General features: G+C 43.9%; 21 protein-coding genes. 5 read left to right on the plus strand and 16 right to left on the minus strand.

The features are described 5' to 3' along the window. Positions 1-13 precede the first annotated feature (13 nt). From BMZ22_RS05300 to BMZ22_RS05350, 11 genes are all read right to left on the minus strand, one after another. Positions 14-628, minus strand: coding sequence for an NUDIX hydrolase (locus tag BMZ22_RS05300; protein ID WP_090082673.1), 615 nt, complete (start codon positions 626-628; stop codon positions 14-16). Positions 629-812: 184 nt separating this feature from the next. Further along, positions 813-1,769: a Gfo/Idh/MocA family protein gene (locus BMZ22_RS05305; RefSeq protein WP_177183356.1), complete on the minus strand. Its 957-nt coding sequence runs from the start codon at positions 1,767-1,769 to the stop codon at positions 813-815. A 4-nt stretch (positions 1,770-1,773) separates the two neighbouring features. Then, the gene (hxlA, locus tag BMZ22_RS05310) at positions 1,774-2,394 is read right to left on the minus strand and encodes a 3-hexulose-6-phosphate synthase (RefSeq protein WP_090082680.1); all 621 of its coding nucleotides are present in this window, start codon (positions 2,392-2,394) and stop codon (positions 1,774-1,776) included. Positions 2,395-2,410: 16 nt separating this feature from the next. Continuing rightward, positions 2,411-3,361, minus strand: coding sequence for a sugar kinase (locus BMZ22_RS05315; RefSeq protein WP_090082682.1), 951 nt, complete (start codon positions 3,359-3,361; stop codon positions 2,411-2,413). Continuing rightward, positions 3,358-4,050 (minus strand): ribose-5-phosphate isomerase RpiA, encoded by a 693-nt coding sequence (gene rpiA, locus BMZ22_RS05320; protein ID WP_090082684.1) that lies wholly within the window; start codon positions 4,048-4,050, stop codon positions 3,358-3,360. Before rpiA ends, BMZ22_RS05315 begins: the two co-directional genes overlap by 4 nt. 17 nt (positions 4,051-4,067) lie before the next feature. Next, complete coding sequence (locus tag BMZ22_RS05325) at positions 4,068-5,357, minus strand: TRAP transporter large permease (RefSeq protein ID WP_218144021.1); 1,290 nt, start codon at positions 5,355-5,357, stop codon at positions 4,068-4,070. Further along, positions 5,354-5,839, minus strand: a complete 486-nt coding sequence (locus tag BMZ22_RS05330; protein ID WP_245745219.1) for a TRAP transporter small permease — start codon at positions 5,837-5,839, stop codon at positions 5,354-5,356. Before BMZ22_RS05330 ends, BMZ22_RS05325 begins: the two co-directional genes overlap by 4 nt. 69 nt (positions 5,840-5,908) lie before the next feature. Further along, a complete protein-coding gene (locus BMZ22_RS05335; protein ID WP_090082687.1) occupies positions 5,909-6,940 on the minus strand; it encodes a TRAP transporter substrate-binding protein in 1,032 nt (343 codons plus the stop codon). Positions 6,941-6,978: 38 nt separating this feature from the next. Continuing rightward, a complete protein-coding gene (locus tag BMZ22_RS05340; protein WP_245745221.1) occupies positions 6,979-7,641 on the minus strand; it encodes a bifunctional 4-hydroxy-2-oxoglutarate aldolase/2-dehydro-3-deoxy-phosphogluconate aldolase in 663 nt (220 codons plus the stop codon). Beyond that, complete coding sequence (hxlB, locus tag BMZ22_RS05345) at positions 7,625-8,176, minus strand: 6-phospho-3-hexuloisomerase (RefSeq protein WP_090082689.1); 552 nt, start codon at positions 8,174-8,176, stop codon at positions 7,625-7,627. The genes BMZ22_RS05340 and hxlB overlap by 17 nt, the downstream gene beginning before the upstream one ends. Further along, positions 8,173-9,207 carry a LacI family DNA-binding transcriptional regulator gene (locus BMZ22_RS05350; RefSeq protein WP_090082691.1) on the minus strand — a complete coding sequence of 345 codons (1,035 nt, stop codon included), beginning with the start codon at positions 9,205-9,207 and terminating at the stop codon, positions 8,173-8,175. Before BMZ22_RS05350 ends, hxlB begins: the two co-directional genes overlap by 4 nt. Positions 9,208-9,455: 248 nt before the next feature. Here BMZ22_RS05350 and BMZ22_RS05355 point away from each other — a divergent pair, with 248 nt between their 5' ends. The 4 genes from BMZ22_RS05355 (at position 9,456) to BMZ22_RS17245 (ending at position 14,061) form a co-directional block, all read left to right on the plus strand. After that, positions 9,456-11,354: a heavy metal translocating P-type ATPase gene (locus BMZ22_RS05355; protein ID WP_090082694.1), complete on the plus strand. Its 1,899-nt coding sequence runs from the start codon at positions 9,456-9,458 to the stop codon at positions 11,352-11,354. Between the two features lie 113 nt (positions 11,355-11,467). Continuing rightward, on the plus strand, positions 11,468-11,677 hold the full coding sequence (locus BMZ22_RS05360) for a heavy-metal-associated domain-containing protein (RefSeq protein WP_090082698.1): 210 nt from the start codon (positions 11,468-11,470) through the stop codon (positions 11,675-11,677). Positions 11,678-11,933: 256 nt separating this feature from the next. Further along, positions 11,934-13,868 carry a heavy metal translocating P-type ATPase gene (locus tag BMZ22_RS05365; protein ID WP_090082703.1) on the plus strand — a complete coding sequence of 645 codons (1,935 nt, stop codon included), beginning with the start codon at positions 11,934-11,936 and terminating at the stop codon, positions 13,866-13,868. 25 nt (positions 13,869-13,893) lie between these two features. After that, complete coding sequence (locus BMZ22_RS17245; protein WP_342710115.1) at positions 13,894-14,061, plus strand: GNAT family N-acetyltransferase; 168 nt, start codon at positions 13,894-13,896, stop codon at positions 14,059-14,061. A gap of 75 nt (positions 14,062-14,136) precedes the next feature. Here BMZ22_RS17245 and BMZ22_RS05375 read toward each other — a convergent pair whose 3' ends face one another. The 3 genes from BMZ22_RS05375 to BMZ22_RS05385 form a co-directional block, all read right to left on the minus strand. Then, positions 14,137-15,168, minus strand: a complete 1,032-nt coding sequence (locus BMZ22_RS05375) for a S66 family peptidase (RefSeq protein ID WP_090082706.1) — start codon at positions 15,166-15,168, stop codon at positions 14,137-14,139. A 197-nt stretch (positions 15,169-15,365) separates the two neighbouring features. Beyond that, positions 15,366-17,201, minus strand: a complete 1,836-nt coding sequence (locus BMZ22_RS05380) for a methyl-accepting chemotaxis protein (protein ID WP_090082710.1) — start codon at positions 17,199-17,201, stop codon at positions 15,366-15,368. Positions 17,202-17,205: 4 nt separating this feature from the next. Then, positions 17,206-19,251, minus strand: a complete 2,046-nt coding sequence (locus BMZ22_RS05385) for an efflux RND transporter permease subunit (RefSeq protein WP_090082711.1) — start codon at positions 19,249-19,251, stop codon at positions 17,206-17,208. Positions 19,252-19,414: 163 nt separating this feature from the next. On the opposite strand from BMZ22_RS05385, the gene BMZ22_RS05390 reads away from it, so the two are divergent. Then, positions 19,415-19,966 (plus strand): TetR/AcrR family transcriptional regulator, encoded by a 552-nt coding sequence (locus BMZ22_RS05390; RefSeq protein ID WP_090082714.1) that lies wholly within the window; start codon positions 19,415-19,417, stop codon positions 19,964-19,966. A gap of 80 nt (positions 19,967-20,046) precedes the next feature. On the opposite strand, the gene BMZ22_RS05395 is transcribed toward BMZ22_RS05390, so the two are convergent. Both BMZ22_RS05395 and BMZ22_RS05400 read right to left on the minus strand, forming a co-directional pair. Beyond that, a complete protein-coding gene (locus tag BMZ22_RS05395; protein WP_090082717.1) occupies positions 20,047-21,078 on the minus strand; it encodes an NADP-dependent oxidoreductase in 1,032 nt (343 codons plus the stop codon). A 161-nt stretch (positions 21,079-21,239) separates the two neighbouring features. Continuing rightward, a complete protein-coding gene (locus tag BMZ22_RS05400) occupies positions 21,240-22,523 on the minus strand; it encodes an acetyl-CoA hydrolase/transferase family protein (protein WP_090082720.1) in 1,284 nt (427 codons plus the stop codon). Positions 22,524-22,586: the final 63 nt, after the last annotated feature.

The raw sequence follows: 22,586 nt of genomic DNA on the forward strand, positions 1-22,586 counted from the left end.
TTTTCAGAATTTTTTATCGAATCATTTCAATAAAATGGGCGAGAATGCGCGCAGTTAATCCCCAGATTACCTTATCACCATAAATATAAAAATATTCGCTGATTTGGCTTGTGCGCCAATTGTAATTCTCCCCACCCGGGATTAATTCAACCGGGAATTTGGCATCAGGCTGTACCTGCACATTGACATAATGGATGTCCGGTTCTGTTTCCAGAAAAAAAGAAAGCGGCACCGAAAACAGCTCGCCGACTTCGGCCGGGTTCGGCTGAAACTGATTCTGAACACTGATCAAGCCAATATGGGGGTAAACGATCATCCCAAAATGTGTCACCATATAATCCAGTGGATAAACATTTGAAATGGCTTCTTCACCAATGCCAAGCTCTTCCATCGTTTCCCGAATCGCTGCTGACCGTACATCTTTATCCTGCGGGTCCACCCGTCCGCCTGGAAAGCAAATCTCGCCCGGCTGACGCCGCATGCTCTCCGATCGTATTTCGAACAGTAAATGCAGCTCACCGTCCTTTTGAATAAGCGGCAAAAGAATAGCTGACTTCATGAATTGCTGGTGCCCAAGAACTGATGGCGTATGGTATTTGATTTTTTTCATAATAGATTGCAAATCCATCCGATCACCTCTTTATTATACTATAGCAGACTGATATGAAACGGATAACCGAAACGCAGTATTTTTGTCATCATATTCGGAAATGGACAAATTCATTCACTTACTCAATTTTATTTGCAAATAAAGACTCCTGTTCCGGTTTCCTAACCGGGACAGGAGTCTTTGTAGTCAAGCCAAATTGGTCTCATTGCCCATGTCGATCAATAATTGAAACAACTTTTTTGCTAATATTTCGGTAGTAACGATAGGTGTCACAGTCACCTTTTTCAATAATCGACTTGAAATTCTGTATCTGATAGCTCATATTCGGTAATACTTCTTCAGCTGCCAATTGGATTGAGTCATTACCTTGATTTGGGAGAAACTTTATGTCCCTAATAGGAGCAGCATTATCAAAAACAAGCGTCCCATTCTCCCCATGGATTTCGCAGTCGTTGTAAGAGGTGGTGATCTTTGAGCACATAACAGTCCCATTATAGCTGCCGTATTCCAGTAACAATGTCCCGCTTCCATCCACCTCTGAATTAAGCTGAATTGAATGGTAATAGGTTGACTCTGGTTCATCAAACAAAGCCACCATCAAACTGAGAGGATAAACCCCCAAATCGCGCAAAGCGCCTCCACCCATTTTATTCGAAAAAACATTTGAGATTTCACCCTTCCGAAACCGATCATACTTGGAAGAGTAACGCATCCTGTGAAAATAAGCACTTCGAATATTTCCAATCAACCCCAGAGCTTCTTTCAATTTGTGGAAATTAGGTGTATGAAGGTTTCGCATTGCTTCAAAAAGAAACACACCCTGCCGATCGGCCTTTTCATAAGCAATATTGAAATCTTTAACGTTCGTAAAAATTGGCTTCTCACAGATGATATGTTTTTGGTGTTGCAAACAAGTCATCACTTGTGGGAAATGAAGCGCATTTGGTGATGCTATATAAACACCATTTATTCGCTCATCGGCCAACATAGTACCCATGTCAAAATGCGCGTCGGCAATATTATATGTTTCAGCTAATTCCTCTGCCTTAAGCGGATCTCTGGAATAGACAGCCACCACCTGAACACCTTCAACTTTATCTGCCGCCTCGATGAAAGATCGGGTAATTTGGCTTGTGCCTATTGTACACAAGTTCAGCATCATCTCACCCTTTGATGGTCTTTCGGATATTTTCCGCAGCTATGGATGGATTGTCAGCTTTTGTGATTGCGCTGCCGACTATAATAATGTCCGGATTGCCTGACGCCGCCTGTCCGGCAGTCGTCTCATCAATTCCTCCAGCCACGGCGACTTCAAACGGAAAGCCTTCCACCAATTGGAACATATCCGTGTTAAAAGCACCCTTCTTTTGCCGGTCTTTTCCAATATGCAAACTGACAAGAGCCACGTCTAGCTTTTCAAGTTCATTTAACTTCTCCCGGTGTTGCACCTCAAGCAAATCCACCATCACACGGCCATCGTATTCCCGTGCCACATTCATCGTATCCTGAATTGTCATTGAAGAAGAAAATGCCATTACAGTGACAATATTAGCACCTGCCCCAAATGCCTGCTTTGCTTCATGACCACCAGCATCGCACGTCTTCATATCTGCCATGATAGTATGGGAAGGAAAACGCTTGCGGACCTCCCTGACAATCGCCATACCATATTCCTTAATCACACCGGTACCAACTTCAATGATATCAACAGAATTTTTTGTCTGGTCTAAGACATCAATACATTCATCCCATGTTAAACGGTCTAGTGCCAATTGCAATTTCAAGTAATGAGTCCTCCTTTTAGCGCTCGATTCTTTCAATCTCACCAAGTTTCATCTGAACATCCTCGAGATACGGCAGCCCCTCATTGTCACCTTTAACACTGACAACCATAGAACCAATCGTGTTTGCAAACTGTAATGACTTCTCCAAGGACCATTTATTCAAATACCCGTATAAATAACCAGCATCAAAACCATCACCGGCTCCCACTGTGTCAACAACTTTTCTCGGCGGCACAGCCGGTGCTTCTACCAATTGCTCGTTATGATAACCAGCAGCCCCGTCTTCGCCTTGTTTCAGAACAATATGATCAATGGCGTATGGCTTGCAGGCTTCAATGATTTTTTCCGGTTTATTCTCCCCTAGAATTATTTCCATCTCTTCGGTTCCGGCAAGCAGTATATCAACATCAGGAAGAAACGATTTAGAGACCTTGCTTATCGCTTCCTTTGACCACAATTTCAATCGAATATTCGGATCAAAACTGATTGTCAGCCCATGACGTTTTGCCAGTTCAATCGCTTTCCGTGTTACGTCAAGATTACCCTCGGCCACACCCGGAAAAATACCGGTGATGTGAAGGATCTTTGCTTGTTTAAAATAGTCTTCAGACAAATCATCAGGTGTCATGGCAGCAGTTGGCGAGTTTTCACGGTAATAAAATGTTCGCACGCTGCCATCTTCCATGATTTCCTTAAAATTCAGTGAAGTTGGATGGCCTTTAACAAAGCCCACCTGTGAGGTATCAATCCCTTCACCGCGGGCAAAGTTACGTATATATTTACCAAACTCATCGTCACCCAGGCGACTGATCCAGCCAGCTTCAAGCCCCAGCCTAGAACAGCCGATGGCAACGTTCAGCTCTGCCCCCCCTATATTTCTGGTAAATGAGGGGACAAATTTCATCGGCCCTGTATCTGAAGGGTTAAAAGCAATCATCGCATCCCCGATTGTTATGATATCATTCATTGTTGTACCTCCTGCTTTCGCTGCTTTTCTTCGACAGTCCCTTCTTCTTTTCCGATAATGATACGGTCGGCCATTCCAATAAATAAGCCAGTATCAACCACTCCGGTAATTTCCTTTAACTGCAAGTGGGTTTTTTGAGGATTATCTATTATGTTAAAACCGCAGTCTAGAATATAGTTGCCGTTATCAGAAATGAAAGGTGAATTATCTTTATATCTTAACGCCGGTTCATAACCCAGTTTTTCGATTATCACGGCTGTCTTCTCCCATCCAAATGGAAGCACTTCAACAGGCAATAAAGCACCATGCAAATGGCTGACACACTTGGATTCATCGACTAAAATCACCAGCTCATTGGCTGAGGCATCCACAATTTTCTCTCTTACCAATGAGCCACCTCCGCCTTTTAATAAGTGAAAATCGTTGCTCACTTGATTCGCACCATCAATTGCCAGATCAACAGCAGTATGGCGCTTCAATTCCACCAATGGGATGCCGAATTCTTCAGCCCACCCTGCTGTTCGTTGTGATGTAGGTACTCCTTTAATGTGGAATCCTGATTTCACCAAGCTGCCGAATTCTTCTAAAACGTAATACATTGTTGAGCCTGATCCAAGGCCCAATATCATCCCTTCTCGTACATATTTAAGAGAAGCTTTTGCCGCCGCTTGTTTAGTAACGTCTGTCAATTGCGTTCACCTCAACTTTAGAACAAATCAGGGTTCAGCATTTTTGGAACATACATGGCGACTTCAGGGAAGAATGCAACGACACCCAGCACAATTAATATAATTGACATATAAGGTATCACTGCCCTAAAAGATCGCTCAATTGGCAGATTTCCAATTTTAGAAGCCAGGAGCAGACAAAGTCCATAAGGCGGTGTGACCAACCCGACAGCCAATGTCATGACAACTATCAGCCCTAAATGTACTGGATCCAAGCCAAATTGGGCTGCGGTCGGCAAAATTACTGGCACAAACAGAATCATCGCCGGAATGGCATCCATAAACGTTCCAATAAACAGAAAGAATAGAATGGTAATGATAATGAAAATCCACTTCGCATCGATATAGTCTGTAAAGAATGCTTGTGCCTGCATTCCCAATTGGTAATAGCCCATAAGCTCACCCAGCGCTCCAGCTGCTGCAAGCGCAAACAAGGATAACGAGCTCAATGATAATGTATCAAATAATATTTTAGGCAAATGCGAAAGCTTTAATGTCTTATAAAAGAACATACTGACCAACAGGGTATAAACTGCCGCCACAGCAGCAGCCTCAGTCGCCGTAAACACACCGGCTACAATACCGCCGATAATAATGATTGGGGTGAGCAGGGCCGGCAGGGACTCAAACAGCAATTTAAAAAACTTGCTTGCTTCCACGCGTTCATAGCGCTGAAAATCCCGCTTTTTAGCAACAAAATAAACAAAAACCATCATCGCAAGGGCAACTAGAATACCGGGGACAATGCCTGCCAAAAATAATGCACCCACTGATGCATTGGTAATACCTGCAAATATTATCATCGGAATACTGGGAGGGATTACGACACCTACTGTTGAAGATGCGGCCGTTACACCGACTGCCGTTTCATCATCATAGCCATTTTTTTTCATGCTTGGGATCAGAATCTTCCCCACACCGGCCGTATCAGCTTGGGAGGCACCAGATACACCGGCAAACATCATCGAAACCAAAATATTAGCCTGTGCCAGCCCCCCGCGGAGCGACCCGACAATTGCCAAAGCGAATTCAATTAGCTTTTCTGAGATTTTCCCCTGATTCATTAAATTGGCAACCAAAATGAAAAGGGGCACAGCTAATAGCACGAATGAATTCAACTCATTCATCATCCGCATCGGCACACTCATCTCGGGAATATATTCAATATTAATGATGCCCAAAAATGCCACAATGCCAATAACAAAAGCGATTGGTATGCCAATCAACAGTAAAATCAAAAATACACCTACCAGAATATAACCAATCATTCCTGCACCCCTCCCTCATTAAAGTTTTTCACATGACGAACAATGTGCCCCAACGAATATATAATCATCGTGCCTGCCATAATCGGGATAGAAATCCAAACATAGCCCATTTTCATTTCCGGCAGCGCGTTCCAGTTATAATCCCAAAATTGACCTACCACTTGGATCCCAAAATAGAATATACCAATATTAAATAAAATAAGGATTGTATCGTTGATAATACTTAATATTGACCTTTTTTTACCTGTTAATTTATTCTTCAGGATATCAAAAGTGAAGTGATCTCGGCGGTTCACCATGACGGCTGCCCCCATGAAAATAGCCCACACAAATGAATAGTTTGCCACTTCTTCGGTCCAGATGACCGAAATGGATAAATGCCTTGTCACAATTTGAAACAACACAGCAAAAAAGAATATAACCAGAAAGGAAACGCCTGCTGCTATCTGTGTTCTCTCGATGTACTTTATAATTTTATCCACGCCAATCCTCCTAACTAAACAGGAGGGACACAACCGCCATGCCGTGCCCCCCCAAAGTACCCATACGTTTTATTTAGCCTCTCTGATTTTTTCGAGAAGATCTTCCACACCAAGTTCCTTGGCGTATTTATCCTGTATTGGCTCAGCAATATCAATGAACGGCTGACGGTCAATCTCGTTGATTTCCGCACCATCTTCTTTAGCAATTTCTTTATATTCTTCTTCCTGGCTGTACAGCGATTCCCGCTCTGCTTCTACAGATTTTTCAGCTGCACTCATAATAATTTCCTGCTGTTCTTCTGTATAATTGTCAAATTCATTTCCGTTGATTAATAAAAACCGCGTCGTGTAATCGTGTCCTGTTTCTGTAATATATTTACCGTTCTCAGTCTGGTGGTGGTCCTGCTGCACAAAGTACGGATAAGCGTTTTCAGCTGAATCAACAACGTCCTGCTGCAATGCCTGGTACAGCTCGCCCCAAGCTACTGAAGTCGGTACAGTTCCTACTTCTTCCCAGAATTCCGATACAACGCCGGATGTTTGTGTACGAATCGTCATGCCTTCCAGATCGCCTATCTCTTCAACAGGCTCCTTGCCGTAGTAATGACGCACACCGGCTGTCCAATAGCCCAACATTTTAAAATCATTGTTGGATTCTTCATTAATGATTTGAGCCATTTCATCGCCAACTTCACCATTAACAACGGTTTCCCAATGATCATAGCTGTCAAATAGGTATGGGAAAGCAAAAAGATCAACTTGATCTATTCCAGTGGATGTCATAAACCCTGGTGATACCAGAACAACGTCAGCAGCACCTGTTTTAAGCTTTTCCACCAGCTCTGCCTCTTCTGTTCCAATCGTTCCTGCATGAACTTCTACTTCAATTTGGCCATCTGATTCAGATTCGGCTGCTTCTTTAAATGCCAGCAAACCGTCTTGGTATGGGTTCTCAGGGTCCGTCTGGTTATGGGCAGCAACAATTTTGATTGAATCCTCGCCACCTGAAGATTCAGAGTCCTCGCCGCCTCCATCATCGCCACATGCAGCCAATATCCCTGCCAGTAATAAAACTGCGAATAACACAAGATACTTTCTCATTAAAAGACACTCCCTTTTTTAATTTTTAATTTCTCAATTTAATAAGCCAACTTTTCTGTAAAGGACATTGCTTTCTCTCTTAATGCCTTAAAATCTTCTTCCGAATGCAGCTTTCGGGGGTCAGCTAAATTACTGCCCACTCCAACAGCAACACTTCCTGCTTTTATATACTCTTCCATGTTATCCAGCGTTATACCCCCTGTAACCATTAACGGAATTTGCGGGAGAGGACCATGTACATTTTTTATATAGGATGGCCCGAACATACTGGCAGGAAAAACTTTTACTATATCAGCGCCATGTTCATAGGCTGTTAAAATTTCAGTAGGCGTTAAGGCACCGGGTATTGCCAATTTTCCATAACGTTTGGTGACTTTGATTGTCTCAGTATTCATCGTGGGGGATACAATAAATTCGGCCCCGGCAGAAATCACCTCCTTAGCCGTCTCAGGATCGAGAACGGTTCCCGCTCCGATATTAAGATTGTCCCCAAATTCATTACGAACGCTTTCAATAATTCCGGCAATCCCTCTTGTTTCAGCAGTCAGTTCAATCGAATGGATACCACCTTCTCTCAGAGCTCTTACTGTATCAATAATTGTCTCTGGGGCTGCATGGCGGATAACAGCAACAACAGGATTTTTGCGTACGTCCTCAATCGTCAGCATGAATGTTTCAACCTCCCTACTCCAAATTGGCATGTTTCTTAGTTAATGAAGACATCTCCGAACCAGTGTAATTATTTATTAAATAAACTATCAGGGCATCTAGTAATAGATGAACAGACTGATCAAATTGACTTCCAAGCGGCTGAATGGTGTTACGCTGGCCTGTCGTTTTTTTAGTGACTGCCGGCACTTCCACCGTCAAATCAGCTGTCTGCCCAATTAAGGATTCGGGATCTGTTGTTACCAGTGCTACCGTTGCCTCTGCTTCTTTAGCCTTACTAACATAATGAGACAGTGTTTTCGTGTTTCCGGAGCCGGAAATAACAACGAGTAAATCATTTTCTTCAATACTCGGCGTAATTGTCTCCCCCACAACATATGCCTGATAGCCAATATGCATAAGGCGCATCGCAAACATTTTTCCTGCAAGACCGGAACGTCCGGTCCCTGTGATGAAAATACGTCCCGTTTTGCTTACATGTTGGGCAAGACCCCGAATTTGTCCGGGATCAACTTGGCCTGCAACGTCTTTTACTTCATTTGCAATCGTTTGAATAGTTTCCTTCATAATATTTGCCTCCTTGCCTTACACGATGATCTTCTCATAAGAGTTGGTTCGTAGCGATAATGTTTCTGACCATTCTCACTTATACCTTTTATTCGATTAAGGAGTAATTTAGCCGCATCCATACCCATCTTGCTGGTTGGCTGTGCAATCGTTGTCAATTCAGGATTATATATTGAAGCGAATGACACATCATCAATTCCGATAACCGCTAAATCGTCAGGTATCTTCAAATTATATTGCTTGGTGTATTTAAGAATCTCAGCCAGCACCAAGTCATTTCCTGCAAGAATAGCGTCCGGTGGAACGGAGAGGTGCATCATCTTACTCAGTTCATCTTGAATGTAATTAAGTTCCACACTTTTAATATAATCTTCATTTACTTCAAGTCCATGACTATGTAATGCTTCTCTAAAGCCATCAACTCTTTCGATTCTTGTTGTAACATTATTGACAGTCGAATTTGTTAATATGCCTATCCTTGAATAGTCATGATTAACGAACTCTTCCACCGCCAACGCTGCTGCTCGCTTATTATCGAGCATGATTGAACTGACATCGACTTCCGGAACATTTCTGTCAATAAAAACCAGCGGGTAGTCTTCCAGTGTAAGCTCCTTGTAAAGTTCGATGTTTGTACTGGTTGGAAAAACAATAATCCCTTCTATCTGTTTAGCGCGAAGCATATCAATATATTTCTTTTCCTTAGCAGGATCGTCTTCCGCATTACAAACAATGATATGGAAATCTGCCGCATTACAATAATCTTCAATTGATTTAACAATTTGTGTGGAAAATTCGTGAGAAATATTCGCAACAATGACGCCTATAGTTGTAGACTTCTTTTGTTTAAGTGACCGTGCCACAATATTCGGTCTATAACCCATATCCTGTATTGCCGCAGCAACCCTTTCCTTTGTCTGTTCACCCATATACTCGTACCGTTCGTTTAGATACTGGGACACAGTACTCTTAGAAACGCCTGCTCTTTCAGCAACATCAGCAATTGTGATCGTTCTCTCTTTTGAATTCATAGAAATTTACCTCTCACCTGTGATCTGACTAAATCGGTTTACTAAATCGGTTTAGCAACAGTCTATAATAAATGTAAGCGCTTTTCAATAGAAAAGAAGCATTTTGTTTTAAAAAATTTCTTAGCTTTTATATAAAGCGCCTCTCTCTGACCGCTCAAAAACTTCCTCAAACTTGATACCGGTCAATTTCTTTTCCTCTCAGATTGCTTATACTGAAGTCAGAAAAGAAAACGAGGAGGAAGATGACCATGATTGGTTTCATTAACAGACACAAAAACCACATTACCGCAATTACTGGAGGATTATTGATACTGGCACTTGTTTTTAACTTTATGAACTGGCAAGCATCCCAGACCGGGGCACTGCTTCTTGCGACCTTCCTTGCAGGGGTTCCGATTTTCATTAAAGCATACCAGGCCCTCAGGATGAAGGCATTCAGCATTGAATTACTGGTTACAATCGCGGTGATCGGGGCGCTGTTCATCGGTGAATATGTTGAATCAGCCGTTGTAACTTTCCTGTTTATGTTTGGGGATTATCTGGAAATCCGCACGTTAAACAAGACGCGCTCATCCCTGAAGGAATTAGTCGATATGGCGCCCCAGGAAGCTGTTGTCATAAAAGAAGGTAAACACGTTACGATTCCAGTTGAAGATGTCGCCGAGGGCGATCACGTTATTATTCGCTCAGGCGGCAAAATTCCGGTGGACGGCAGCATCGTGAATGGTCAGGCAACATTAAACGAAGCAGCCGTTACAGGCGAATCGGTTCCAAAATCGAAGAAAATTGACGACCATGTTTTCAGCGGAACGATACTGGATAATGGCTACGTTGAAATGATTGCTGAAAAAGTCGGTGATGATACCACATTTGCCAGAATCATTGAATTGGTGGAGGAAGCGCAGGAATCAAAATCCAAAACCGAAAAATTTCTTGACCGTTTTGCCAACATTTATACACCAGCCGTTGTCGTTCTGGCAGTCCTTGTCTTTGCCTTGACCCGTGATTTGCACACAGCGATAACATTCCTTGTTGTTGCCTGCCCAGGGGCTCTCGTTATCGGGGCACCGGTTTCCAACGTTGCCGGAATTGGCAATGGCGCAAAGAATGGTGTCCTTGTTAAAGGCGGCGAGGTTATGGATAACTTCTCCAAAGTTGATACACTTATCTTTGATAAAACCGGAACGCTGACAAAAGGCAAACCGGAAGTAACCGATATTAAAACTTTTAACGACGAAACACCGGATGCATTGCTGCGCTTGGTTGCCCAGGCTGAAACCATCTCTGAGCACCACCTCGGCCAAACCATTGTTAAGGAAGCAAACGAACGCAACATCACCCTTGACGGTGAACCAGAAAATGCAGAGGTCATTAAAGGCAGCGGCATCCGTGCCACACTTGAAGGGCGCGTTCTGGCAATTGGCAACCGCAAATTGATGGCAAGCGAAAATATTGAAATTCCGTCTGAGGCAGCCAGTTATGCCGTGGAGCGCGAGAAATCCGGCAACACAGCGATATTTGCAGCTATTGACGGTCAAATCGCAGGTATTTTCTCAATAGCCGATCAGATCCGTGATGACGCGAAACCGGCATTGGCTGAAATGCGCAAAAATGGCATTAAGAAAATCATTATGCTGACAGGTGATAACCGTCATACAGCCGAACTCGTCGCTTCACAGCTCGGCATTGATGAAGTCCATGCTGAACTGCTGCCGGAAAACAAAGTGGAAATCGTTAAGAAGATTAAAGCAGAAGGAAACGTTGTTGCAATGGCAGGCGACGGCATTAATGACGCTCCATCAATCGCGACAGCTGACATTGGTATTGCAATGGGCGAAGGCGGCACAGACGTCTCGATGGAAACGGCGGATGTCGTTTTGATGGCAGACAAACTCAAGCAGTATTCCCATGCTTATTCACTGTCGAAAGCAACTATTCGCAACATGAAGCAGAACACATTTTTTGCAATTGGCGTTGCTTTTGTCCTGTTGACAGGTGTCCTGGCCGGTACCGTCCATTTAGCTTCAGGTATGTTCATCCACGAAGCAAGTGTGCTGCTCGTTATTCTGAACGCTATGCGCCTTATCCGCTTCAATCAAAAAAACACGAAACAAAAGACTGGCAAACTGCAGCCGGCCAAAGCATAAAAAGTTTTGGCCCGAAAAGAAGATTAGTTTTCGCAAAACTTGACGCAGGTCAACGATGGAAATCCGGGATAGCTTTATAATTAAGATAGACCAAAACAAAAGGAGAGATTAAAATGCAAACTATTAAATTCCAATTAGAGCCGCTTACGTGTCCATCCTGCATAAAAAAGATAGAAGGTAAACTCGGTAAAATGGATGGCGTTGAAAACGTAAAAGTCATGTTTAACGCAAGCAAAGTGAAATCAACGTTCGATGAAAGCAAAGTAACTTCAGACGAACTAAAAGAAACAATCGAAAAACTCGGCTATCCGGTCGTTAACTGAGGAGTTGCGTTATGCAGCTCCTCAATTTTTTTCCATCTTAAAGCATTTCGTCATGAACCTGTCGGGTCATCCCAATTACATTAGGTCCTCCGTTTTAATATACTAAACTACACCCTTGCGAACTTAAAAATTATCATTGAATTTCCTTCATAAAATGGTATGATTAAAATATATATTAAATTATAATTATTATAAATTGAGTCCAACAATCAGCGGGGAGTTTCTCCACTGATTAAACAGGAGGTGCTGATTCTGCATGACGACCGACACGGATGTGCTTAATACGAACCGCCCCCCCTTGAACGACATCCAAAAAACCAACCTGCTGCAAAAAATCTACACACATATTGAACTGATTGCAGCTTTGCTCAGCGGCTTACTGATCTTATTGACATGGTCGCTCGAAAGTGTCCTTTCCGAGCCAATGTGGGTTTTTCTTCACTTGATTGCGTTTGCGATCGGCGGCTATGCCAAAGCCAAAGAAGGCATTACCGAAACAGTCCGAACAAAAAAATTAAATGTTGAAATGTTAATGATTTTTGCAGCCATCGGGTCTGTTTCAATCGGCTATTGGACAGAAGGTGCGATTCTGATTTTCATATTCGCATTGTCAGGAGCACTCGAAACATATTCCATGAATAAAAGTAATAAAGCGATTTCTGAACTGATGGAAATTCAACCGGAAGAAGCCGTCTTGATTAAAGATGGCAACGAAAAAACAATCCCGGTCTCTTCATTATCGGTAGACGATACCATCTTTGTGCGCGCTGGTGAGCGCATCCCTGCTGATGGTACCGTTATAAAGGGCTCCAGTGCAGTTGATGAAAGTGCCATCACCGGGGAATCAATGCCATTAACTAAAACGTCCGACTATGATGTCTATGCCGGCACGGTTGCCTTGGACGGCACATTAACTGTAAAGGTTAACAAAAAACCCGATGAAACGGTTTTTCAAAAGATTATCAACATGGTGCAGTCCGCACAGGAAGAAAAATCACCCTCACAGCAATTTATCGAACGGTTTGAATCCACTTATGTTTACGGTGTTTTAATCACAGTTGTGATCATGCTTTTTCTGCCCTACCTTATTTTTGACTGGTCATTATCGGAAAGCATCTATCGGGCGTTGGTGCTGTTAGTTGTCGCATCACCATGTGCGCTCGTTGCTTCTATCACTCCGGCCACGCTGTCAGCCATATCCAATGCAGCACGAAAAGGGGTGCTGTTCAAAGGCGGCACGCATGTTGAAAACCTCAGCCATATTAACGCGATTGCCTTTGATAAAACAGGGACATTGACGAAGGGGAAACCGGAAGTGACCGACGCCTTTTTCGCTGATGAAGCCGACGAATTGTATGTTACATCTGTGGTTGGTGCGATTGAAAACGAATCGACCCACCCGCTGGCCCAGGCCCTCACAAAATACAGCGAACAGAAAGGCAATAACGCTTCACGAATCGATGTCAATGATATGAAAACCAAAAGCGGCAAAGGGGTCACCGCTCAGGTCAATAATCAAACATGGAAGATTGGCAACGCAGATTTTGTCGGCCGTCAAGACGCAGATGTTTTTATGAACGGCATCGCTGCTGAATTAGCAGCACAAGGAAAAACCGTATTGTTTGCCAAAGCAGATGATGCGATTGTGGCTGTATTTGCCCTGAAAGATACCATCCGCAAATCAACCAAAAAGGCAATCAGCAAACTAAAAAAAGCCGGCATTCACACCGTAATGATCACCGGTGATAATGAACTGACCGCCCAAGCTGTTGCTGAAGAAGCCGGAATAGATCACTATATCGCAAACTGTCTGCCAGAGGAAAAGGTCGAACATGTCAAAATACTGCGCAAAGAATATGAAAACATCGCGATGGTAGGCGACGGCATAAATGATGCCCCTGCACTTGCAAGCGCCAACGTCGGCATTGCCATGGGTGAAGGAACGGGTATAGCACTTGAGACTGCTGATATGGTCCTTATCAAAAACAACCTTGAGCGCATTACAAACTCGATGACACTCTCAAACCGTATGAACCGCATCGTAAAACAAAATATATTCTTTTCCTTAAGCGTAATTGTCGTGCTTATTTTGACAAACTATTTGCAAATGCTTGATCTGCCGCTGGGTGTTATCGGCCATGAAGGCAGCACAATCCTTGTCATTCTGAACGGCCTGCGCATGTTGAAGTAACTGTTTTTGTCTATTAGAAGAACAGATTAAAAAGGCGGGGAATCAGCGTATCGAACTAGGTGTGTTTGAATTTAATAAACCAGCATATAAGCTATATCAAAAGCTCGGATACCGTGAAATTGGCCGAATCCATCAATTCACATACTGGCAGGGCAGCATGTGGAGCGATATCAGGATGGAAAAATACGTGTGAAAAGTGCCTTCAATTATTAATTACGCATGTGCGCCATTTCCATGGTACACATGCGTTATTGGTTTCAAAAATTACTTATTCAACACCGCTTTCCAAAATCGAAAACGTACCTTGGTCGCAATCTACTTCAGCCATTGCACCGTATGGCAATACTATTTTTGGCTCCGTATGACCGAAATTCAGATTATACAATATCGGCAGATTCTCGAGCTTGTACTCTTTCATTACTGTCCGGATGGCGTCTTTGTATTCATTATAATAGGTTTCATCCTGAGGTTTACCAAAGATGATGCCGTTTGTTTTGTGTAAAATCCCTTGCGCAGCGTAATTGCGCAGCCAGCGTTTAATGGATTCGGGAGCCGGCTTTTCTTCGGATGTTTCAAAAAACAGAATGCTGTCGTTCCAATAAGACATTTCCGGCCAAATCGCTGTTCCTTTGGCAAATTCCAACACGCCCATGCAGCCGCCGATCAAACGGCCCCGGACAGCACCTGACCCTTGTAAAATTTCATACCCCTGATTAGTTTTCAGCGTGCGCCGGGTGTATTTGTTCTTAACGTCCCATTCCAAACGTTCACTTGTCCATTCCGCTGCAGGCTTAATTTCCCCGATTATCTCGTTGGAAAATAATACCCGTTTAATCATGTCCACCGTATACGGCAGCATTTCCACATTCTCGGCAAAGTCAGTCATGATTGCCGGTCCGTAAAACGAAGACAGCCCGGCTTTATGACAAAACAAATGCGGAATGGTAACATCTGAATAACCCATGAAAATCTTGGGGTTTGCTTTAATCACGTCAAAATCGATATATGGCAACAAACGGATGCTTTCACTGCCGCCGATATTTGCGATAATCGCCTTGATGCTCGCATCACGAAAAGCTTCCATCAGGTCGTCAGCACGCGCTTCAGGATGCTCATAGAGATAATCAGCACCCTTTAAACTGTTTGGCATTGCAACTACTTCAAGGCCAAAAACATTACGCAGCCGCTCCACACCTTGCTCATAGCGCCACCTGAGTTCAGGCTCTCCGGCGCCGCCCCATGACGGACTGACAGTCGCCACTTTGTCGCCGGGGTTCAATTTCGCCGGTTTGACAAGCATTCTGAAACACCACCCTTTCTATAATATGTTTTCCATATTAACATACTAATTGATTAATCAGGTAGGCCTTACTCTTTTAAGACATGACTTTCCTCTATCTACAGCGATTACGGGCAAATCTGCAGCGATTCCCGTATATTTTCCAGCGATTAGCCGCTCATCTACAGCGCACCGCTGGAAACTACAGCGATTCTCAATCATTGAAACAGATCCATAAGCCTATCCCAAAAGCCTTTTTCCTCTTCGCCGGTTTCGTCATCGGTTTCCGGCTCTTCAGCTTCAATCGCTTCAGTTTTCAGGACGAATTGAACGACTTCGACTTTGTCATTTTGATCTGAGACAAACGATTGGGGTTCAAAATCGGAAGCGTCATATTCATCCATCATCTCGTCAACTTCTGACTGCATCTCCCCAGGCATGTCACTAGTTTGTTCTTCCAATTCTTCGGTGCCGTTTTTTAGTTCACTTGCCCCGCTGTTCAGGGATGAAGCGCCATTGGCGAGTTCCTGAATGCCGGAGTTAAGTTCACCATAGGCCGATGCCAGACTGCCGACGCCATCTGTGTAATCGTTAAGACCATTATGGAATGATTGATACTGCGAAGACAATGAAGCTATGCCTTCCTGCAGTTGTGTCAAACCTTCCATTTCGTCCATCGCTGCCATGCCTTTTTCGATGTCAGATGCAGTTGTTTCAGCTTGCTTGGCCATCTCTCTGATGCCGCTTGAGACTTCATTCAAGGTACCTGTCACAGAACCAAATGCTTTTTTAACTTCATTATACGTTCCTTTTGCTTTTTTGGCTGCGTTATGAGACTTAACAAGTTTGTTGACGACTTCCTCATGTGCCCCACTGTCTTCCATTGATTGAATCTTTTCTTTCAGGGCTTTAATTTGCTCAGGGCTGACTGTGTTCTCCGGGATGCCATTTAATGCCTCGTCCAGACTTCCGTAAGCAGTCTCATAATTCTGTTTTAATGTATCCAACCCTTCAGCGGATTCCCTCAACCCTTCTGCCAATTCACGCAGTCCCCCGGGCAATGCTTCCAGTTCACTCAAAACAGGTGCGCCGGAGCTTCCTTGTACTGATTTGTTCATCTCGTTAAGCGCATCACGGATTTCAGAAGAGCCATTTACCAGTTCGCTTGATGACGCATTCAGATCGTTTATTCCACTCTGATAATCTTGCGAGCCACTGCTCAAATCGCTCGCGCCGTTACTCAATTCGGCGATGCCGTTATTTAAGCCGGCAACGCCCTGGTCGATCTCGCTGATGGCATCTGACAGTGATTGCATATCATTTTTCATTCTACTGATATCCGGATCTTCCATCGACATTGAAAATGGTGCACCGGATATGTCAATCGGATTCATTTCAAAGTTTTCTACCTCGGCGGTTAAAATAAATTCTTCAGCCTCATCGGGCATACCGGTAAACGTCACCTGCGTATCTTTGCCTGAGTTTGCCTTCGTGCCGTCCGGCGCCTGGATATTATCGGCTTTAGATGGGTCAAGCGTCAGTGAAATTTGCAGCAGGTAATTTTCAAAAAATACCGGGTCAACACTTTCATTTGCGGATGTGGCAATCTGAATTTCCAAAGACCCGCTTTCACCAATTAATTCTTCAGGCGTCACTTCTTCGCCGTCGAGCATGTAGGTAATATCAATGTTCCATGGCAGCGGCCGGTTGTTCATCTCGCCCTGGTAATAAAATTCCTCGTTCTCGGCTTGAAAGCGGACTTTGTTCCCTGACTGTTCGATCTCGTTTAAGTTACTCAAATTCCGTACATCAGTATAGTCTCCCCGGTCTGTTATTTCACCGGGCTCTGTAACGTGAAATGTGTTGACGACGTACAAATCCTTTAATGTGCCGCCAGCATCCAAGTTGCCGTAAATCGCCTCATCCTTGGCGGAATACTTGCCGGACTCGGTCGCCGTTTGGCCTGAATTATCTTCAGCTAAAGCGGCAAGCGGTGTGGAACCAAAGACGAGTACAGCACTCATCACGATAATTGATATTTTCTTTAGCCACATAGCATCACTTCCCTCTATAAAAGTTTGCTTGCCAAGTTGTTTTCTCGATGACCCGGTCAAAAACAAGCAGTAATGCCGGGAGTAAGAGTACGACCATCAAAAATGCCAGAAGCGCCCCGCGACCGAGCAGAAGACCAATGGATGACACGATCGGATCAGTTGAGGTCATCCATAATATAAATCCGACACTCGACAGAATTGATGCAGAAACACCAATCGAGAAGACCTTCTCATTGATTGTTTTCTTAATCGCTTGCTTGGCTTTCATCACTTTCCGGTTTTGAACATAGTCTTCAGTCAGCAAAATAGCGTAGTCGACTGTCGCTGCCAGCTGAACCGTACTGATAATCAAATACCCAATATAAACCAGCGGTATATCGGTGAAATACGGTACCGATAAATTAATCCATACCGCCGACTGGATTGTAAGGAGAAGCACCACCGGGAATGATATAGACCGGAATGTAACAAGCAGCACAATCGCAATCGCTATAATTGTCAGCACGTTAACCACGGTGTTGTCCTGTTGTACAATGTTTTTCATATCATACAGGGTGACACTTTCCCCAAGCGCATGATAATCATCGTAATAATCAGCAGTTGTGCCGCGGACTTCCTCCACCAGTGAAAATGCCTCATCGCCTTCCACATCAGTTGTCGTATTTAACGTGATCCGGCTGTAATTTTCCGAAAAGAATTGATCGGTCTGCGATTCATCAAGATACTCCGGTGGGATACCGGCTCCCACAGTCTCGACATATGAAATAGTGCTCTTCACATTTTCAAGTCGATCGAGTTCCTGAACAAGTTCGACTTCTTTACCAATGTCCCCTTTAGGTACCAGCAGTACGATTGGGGTCGATTTGCCAAAAACCTGCTCGATTTCAGTCGTATCACTGCCAACGCGCGTGTTTTCCGGCTGCTCGCCATTCCCGTAAAGAAATTCAGTCTGACTCTGACCGGGAAAAGCCGGGACAATCAGTACCATGACTATGAGCAGCACTGGTATACGCAGTTTCATCAAATACTTTCCGATATTAAACCTGTTCGGCACAAATGGCCGATGCTGTGTCTTATCAATCCACTTGTAAAACATAAGCGTCAAAGCGGGCAGAAACACCATAACACTGATAAAGCTGAGCAAAATCCCTTTTACAAGGTTCAAACCTAAATCAGCACCAAGGCCAAAGTCCATAAATGACAAAGCCATAAACCCGAAAAATGTCGTCGAAGCGCTCGCTGCGATAGCAGGGAACGATCGCTTCATTGCCTTTTGCATCGCTTCCCGTGGATCTGATAACTCGTTTCGGTAATCGTCAAAGCTGTGCAGCAGAAAGATCGCATAGTCAAGTGACACAGCAAGCTGCAGAATCGGTGCTACCGCCTGGGTAATAAATGAGATTTCGCCGATAAAGACGTTGGTGCCCATATTTATTAGAATTGATACACCAATAGCTGTCAGGAACAACACTGGTTCAATCCATGACCGTGTCGAAATCAGAAGAATTAATATAATAACCGGCACAAGAATCATTGCCGCGTTCATCGTCTCCTGCGTCGTCATTTTTTGCGATCTCGCCGTATTCACGGCTTCACCTGCCATGGCATTCTCTTCATCAATCAGATTATAAACCGCATCCGTCGTTTCCACTTCCTTCCCTTCCTCAATGTGGAAGGAATAAAGCGCATTCCCATCCTTGTAGTATGTGTCAACGGTGTCAGAATCTGCCATTTCAACCGGCGTTTTTATATCGATTGCGTCATCGAGCCAAGTGACTTCAGACACCCCGTCGACCGCGTTCAGCTCATCTTTGAAGCCAAGCGCGTCGGGAATGCTGATATCTTTCATCATGACCCGAGCATTCGTCATTTCTCCGCTGAATTCTTCATCCATAATTTCCGTTGCTTCAATTGACGGTGTGTCTTCCGGCAAATATTCAACCATATCATGCTGGACCGGCACCCCGAACTGTACAATCGCACTGATAATTGATAAGACCAGAAATGCGATGACAATCGATTTCCGTTTATTTAAAATGCCTGTTGTCATATCAATCGGTGTTCATCCTCTCTTGCATTATCCATCCAAACACTATATCATTATATACGACACTGTGTTGGATTTACAACAAACAGTTTTATAACTTGCGTACAAAAACCAACACATCGAAAAATTATGTTGCCAAACGACTTAAAGAAAGTGTGACGATTTTATGAACAAAAAGCTTGACCGGCGAAAAAAGTATACCCGAATGGTCTTAAAGGATAGTTTGATCACATTATTGAAAACAAAACAGATGTCTGCCATTACTGTTAAAGAAATTTGTGACGAGGCAGACATTAACCGTTCAACTTTTTACAGCCACTATCAAGACCAATTCGATCTGCTCGCTTATATTGAGGAAGAACTGATCACCGATTTAAATACCTACTTAAGCCAGTATAATTTCGAGGAGGAAGAAGAAGCACTGCAAATGACCGAAAAGCTGCTTGAATACGTTGTTTCCAAACATGATATCTGTCAGACACTTCTGAGCGGTCACGGTGATCAATCATTTGAGCAACGTGTTATGGACGTGACCCGTAACTTCTTGAACAAAAACTGGGCGGAAAATAACGAAATCAGCCCGGATATTTCGGAATATGCCAGCACCTTTGTCATCAGCGGAAGTATTTATGTGATTAAACATTGGCTCGCTAACGGCATGGATAAATCACCGAAACAGATTGCTGAGCTGATCAATAGTTTTAGAATTCGGGAGTAACTTCTTTAAAAAATCCCTCCTCGTAACTCTCAAATAAAAAACAGGACTGATCCTTTTGTTGGACCAGCCCATTTTATCGTCTATTTATGATTACCATACTCGCGCTCGCTGACTTTCACCAGCAGTTTTCCGATATTCTTGCCGCGGAACAAGTCAAGGAACGCTTCCGGAATGTTTTCAAAACCTTCGCGGATCGTTTCCTGGTAGGTAAGTCTTCCTTCTTGCAGCCATTGGCCGAGCTGCTCGGCGCCTTCTGTAAAGCGATCGGAATAGTTACCGACAATGAAACCTTGCATCAGCGCGCTTTTCTTAATCAGGGTCTGCTGGACGCGCGGCCCCGTATCCTGTTCTTCCATGTTATAGGAAGAAATTGCGCCACAGACCGGAATCCGGGCATATTTGTTCAACTGTGTCATCACAGCATCTGATATATCTCCGCCGACATTATCGAAATACACATCAACACCGTCCGGGCATGCTTTTTTTAGATCCGCTTTAATATCATTGGACGTTTTGTAATTGATGCCTTCATCAAAGTTCAGTTCGTCTTTCAGGAAGCTGATTTTCTCTTCAGAGCCGGCAATGCCGACAACACGAGCGCCTTTGATTTTGGCAATCTGTCCGACGGTTGAGCCAACCGCACCCGCTGCTCCTGAAATGACGACGGTCTCGCCTTCTTTCGGCTTGCCGATATCCTGCAGCCCAAAATAAGCGGTTAAACCGGTCATGCCTAATAGATGCAAATTGGCCGTGACAGGGGCAATCGACGGATCAATTTGTCGGACTTCATTTTCACCAGCAGCATAGAACGTCTGCCAGCCGAAATCGCCTGTAACAACATCCCCGATTTCAAATTGGTCCGACTTTGATTCAATGACTTCGCCGATCGAGGCGCCTCCGATAACATCATTCAGTTTAAACGGTTCAACATAGGATTCCACATTTTCCATTCTCCCCCGCATATACGGATCGACTGACACATACAGCGTTTTAATCAGAATCTGTCCGTCCTTTATGTCGTCCATATCTTTTTGGACAAAGTCAAACGTCCGGCTGTCGGGCATTCCTTGTGGTCGTTCAGCTAAGATAATCTGGTTATTAACACGTACCATGTGAATCTCCCCTTTGCTTGGATAATTATGATTCGTGTCTTTCATAATAGTGAAAATATGGGTGCTATGCCAGCAAAAATGGTTGAGATCACTTTTTGTCAGTTTATTATTTTCGCGGGCTGAATGAACAGTGGAGGAAAATCGCATTAGTCAAAACGCGTTTATAAATATCCCATTTCTTTTGCCGCAAATGTTAGCTCGTCTCTGAATTTCGGATGGGCAATATCAATCAAAGCCTTCGTCCGCTCGCGAATGGTTTTTCCGCGAAGCCGTGCAACGCCATACTCTGTGATGATATAATCCACGTCATTTTTTGACGTTGTTACAGGAGTCCCCGGACTAAGTGCCGGCACAATTTTGGAAACCGTATCACTTTTGGCAGCAGCGTGCAGGCAAATCACACCACGGCCGCCTTCTGACAGACGCGAGGCAACCTGAAAATCGGATTGACCACCTGTTGAAGACCAATACGTGCCACCGACCATTTCCGCGTTGACTTGTCCGAGAAAATCAACTTCAACGCCGGCATTCACCGTCACCAAATTCGTAGCATGTTGCAAATGACCGATGTGATTTGTTTTATTCACCGGCAGCATGTAAAGCGCTTCGTTTTCATGCATAAAATCATACAGCTTCCGCGAGCCAAAAGCAAATGTGGCCGTCATTTTTCCTTTTTGGAAAGGATTATTTTCGTTTGTGACAACCCCGCTCTCGTACAATGACATAACTTTTTCAGGTACCATTTCCGTATGAATACTTAAGTTCCGATAATGTTTCAAATTATCGATAATTGCGCTCGGAATCGACCCAAAACCAATCTGCAGGGTATCACCATTTCCTATCAGTTCTGCCACCTCATCACCGATAAGCTTGTCCTTTTCTGATTGCGCATGTACAGCAGGTGCTTCAGGGATTGGCTGCTTGTTTTCAATCACTGCCGTCACATCGGAAATATGCACTTGATTTTCTCCGAATGTGCGCGGCATGTTTTCATTCACTTCCAACAGCACCGTTTCAGCATGCGGAATCAGGGCACTCGTATGATCGGCGTTAGTACCAAGTGAAAAATAACCGTCTTCGTCCATAGGGGAAACAACTGTCATAACCACCGGTCTCCGGGCAGTTTGCCGCAGGATTTTCGGAATGTCTGAGAAATTGTTCGGCAAGAGGTCAATTTTGCCTGCTTTAAACGCTGATCGTTCCGGTGCTCCCATAAACATACTGATGACTTTAAGTTTTTCCGGGTCCGAGTCAATGACTTCATGCGAACTGAGCATTTGGAATAGGCGGTTTCCTCTCAATCCATCGTGCAGTGTCAGCTGTTTCACTAGTTCTCGCGGTTCTGCAGCAAGAATTGGCGTGATGATATCAGTCTCCGGCTTAATATACTCAACGGCTTCTTCTTTTGTTCTGAGTTTTTGTTTATACAGTTGTGCTGAATTCATGGTGGATAACTCCTTTCGAGCATTATAAAACAAAAGAAAGCACCTATTTGCGTTAAAACGGCA

This window comes from Lentibacillus persicus (assembly GCF_900112705.1).
Lineage (GTDB): Bacteria > Bacillota > Bacilli > Bacillales > Amphibacillaceae > Lentibacillus > Lentibacillus persicus.

What these genes read in the sequence shown, in the direction of transcription:
- BMZ22_RS05300 (WP_090082673.1), bottom strand. Translation starts at nt 628, where the DNA reads ATGGATTTGCAATCTATTATGAAAAAAATCAAATACCATACGCCATCA.
- BMZ22_RS05305 (WP_177183356.1), bottom strand. Translation starts at nt 1,769, where the DNA reads ATGCTGAACTTGTGTACAATAGGCACAAGCCAAATTACCCGATCTTTC.
- BMZ22_RS05315 (WP_090082682.1), bottom strand. Translation starts at nt 3,361, where the DNA reads ATGAATGATATCATAACAATCGGGGATGCGATGATTGCTTTTAACCCT.
- BMZ22_RS05325 (WP_218144021.1), bottom strand. Translation starts at nt 5,357, where the DNA reads ATGATTGGTTATATTCTGGTAGGTGTATTTTTGATTTTACTGTTGATT.
- BMZ22_RS05335 (WP_090082687.1), bottom strand. Translation starts at nt 6,940, where the DNA reads ATGAGAAAGTATCTTGTGTTATTCGCAGTTTTATTACTGGCAGGGATA.
- BMZ22_RS05340 (WP_245745221.1), bottom strand. Translation starts at nt 7,641, where the DNA reads ATGCCAATTTGGAGTAGGGAGGTTGAAACATTCATGCTGACGATTGAG.
- hxlB (WP_090082689.1), bottom strand. Translation starts at nt 8,176, where the DNA reads ATGAAGGAAACTATTCAAACGATTGCAAATGAAGTAAAAGACGTTGCA.
- BMZ22_RS05350 (WP_090082691.1), bottom strand. Translation starts at nt 9,207, where the DNA reads ATGAATTCAAAAGAGAGAACGATCACAATTGCTGATGTTGCTGAAAGA.
- BMZ22_RS05355 (WP_090082694.1), top strand. Translation starts at nt 9,456, where the DNA reads ATGATTGGTTTCATTAACAGACACAAAAACCACATTACCGCAATTACT.
- BMZ22_RS05360 (WP_090082698.1), top strand. Translation starts at nt 11,468, where the DNA reads ATGCAAACTATTAAATTCCAATTAGAGCCGCTTACGTGTCCATCCTGC.
- BMZ22_RS05365 (WP_090082703.1), top strand. Translation starts at nt 11,934, where the DNA reads ATGACGACCGACACGGATGTGCTTAATACGAACCGCCCCCCCTTGAAC.
- BMZ22_RS05375 (WP_090082706.1), bottom strand. Translation starts at nt 15,168, where the DNA reads ATGCTTGTCAAACCGGCGAAATTGAACCCCGGCGACAAAGTGGCGACT.
- BMZ22_RS05380 (WP_090082710.1), bottom strand. Translation starts at nt 17,201, where the DNA reads ATGTGGCTAAAGAAAATATCAATTATCGTGATGAGTGCTGTACTCGTC.
- BMZ22_RS05385 (WP_090082711.1), bottom strand. Translation starts at nt 19,251, where the DNA reads ATGACAACAGGCATTTTAAATAAACGGAAATCGATTGTCATCGCATTT.
- BMZ22_RS05390 (WP_090082714.1), top strand. Translation starts at nt 19,415, where the DNA reads ATGAACAAAAAGCTTGACCGGCGAAAAAAGTATACCCGAATGGTCTTA.
- BMZ22_RS05395 (WP_090082717.1), bottom strand. Translation starts at nt 21,078, where the DNA reads ATGGTACGTGTTAATAACCAGATTATCTTAGCTGAACGACCACAAGGA.
- BMZ22_RS05400 (WP_090082720.1), bottom strand. Translation starts at nt 22,523, where the DNA reads ATGAATTCAGCACAACTGTATAAACAAAAACTCAGAACAAAAGAAGAA.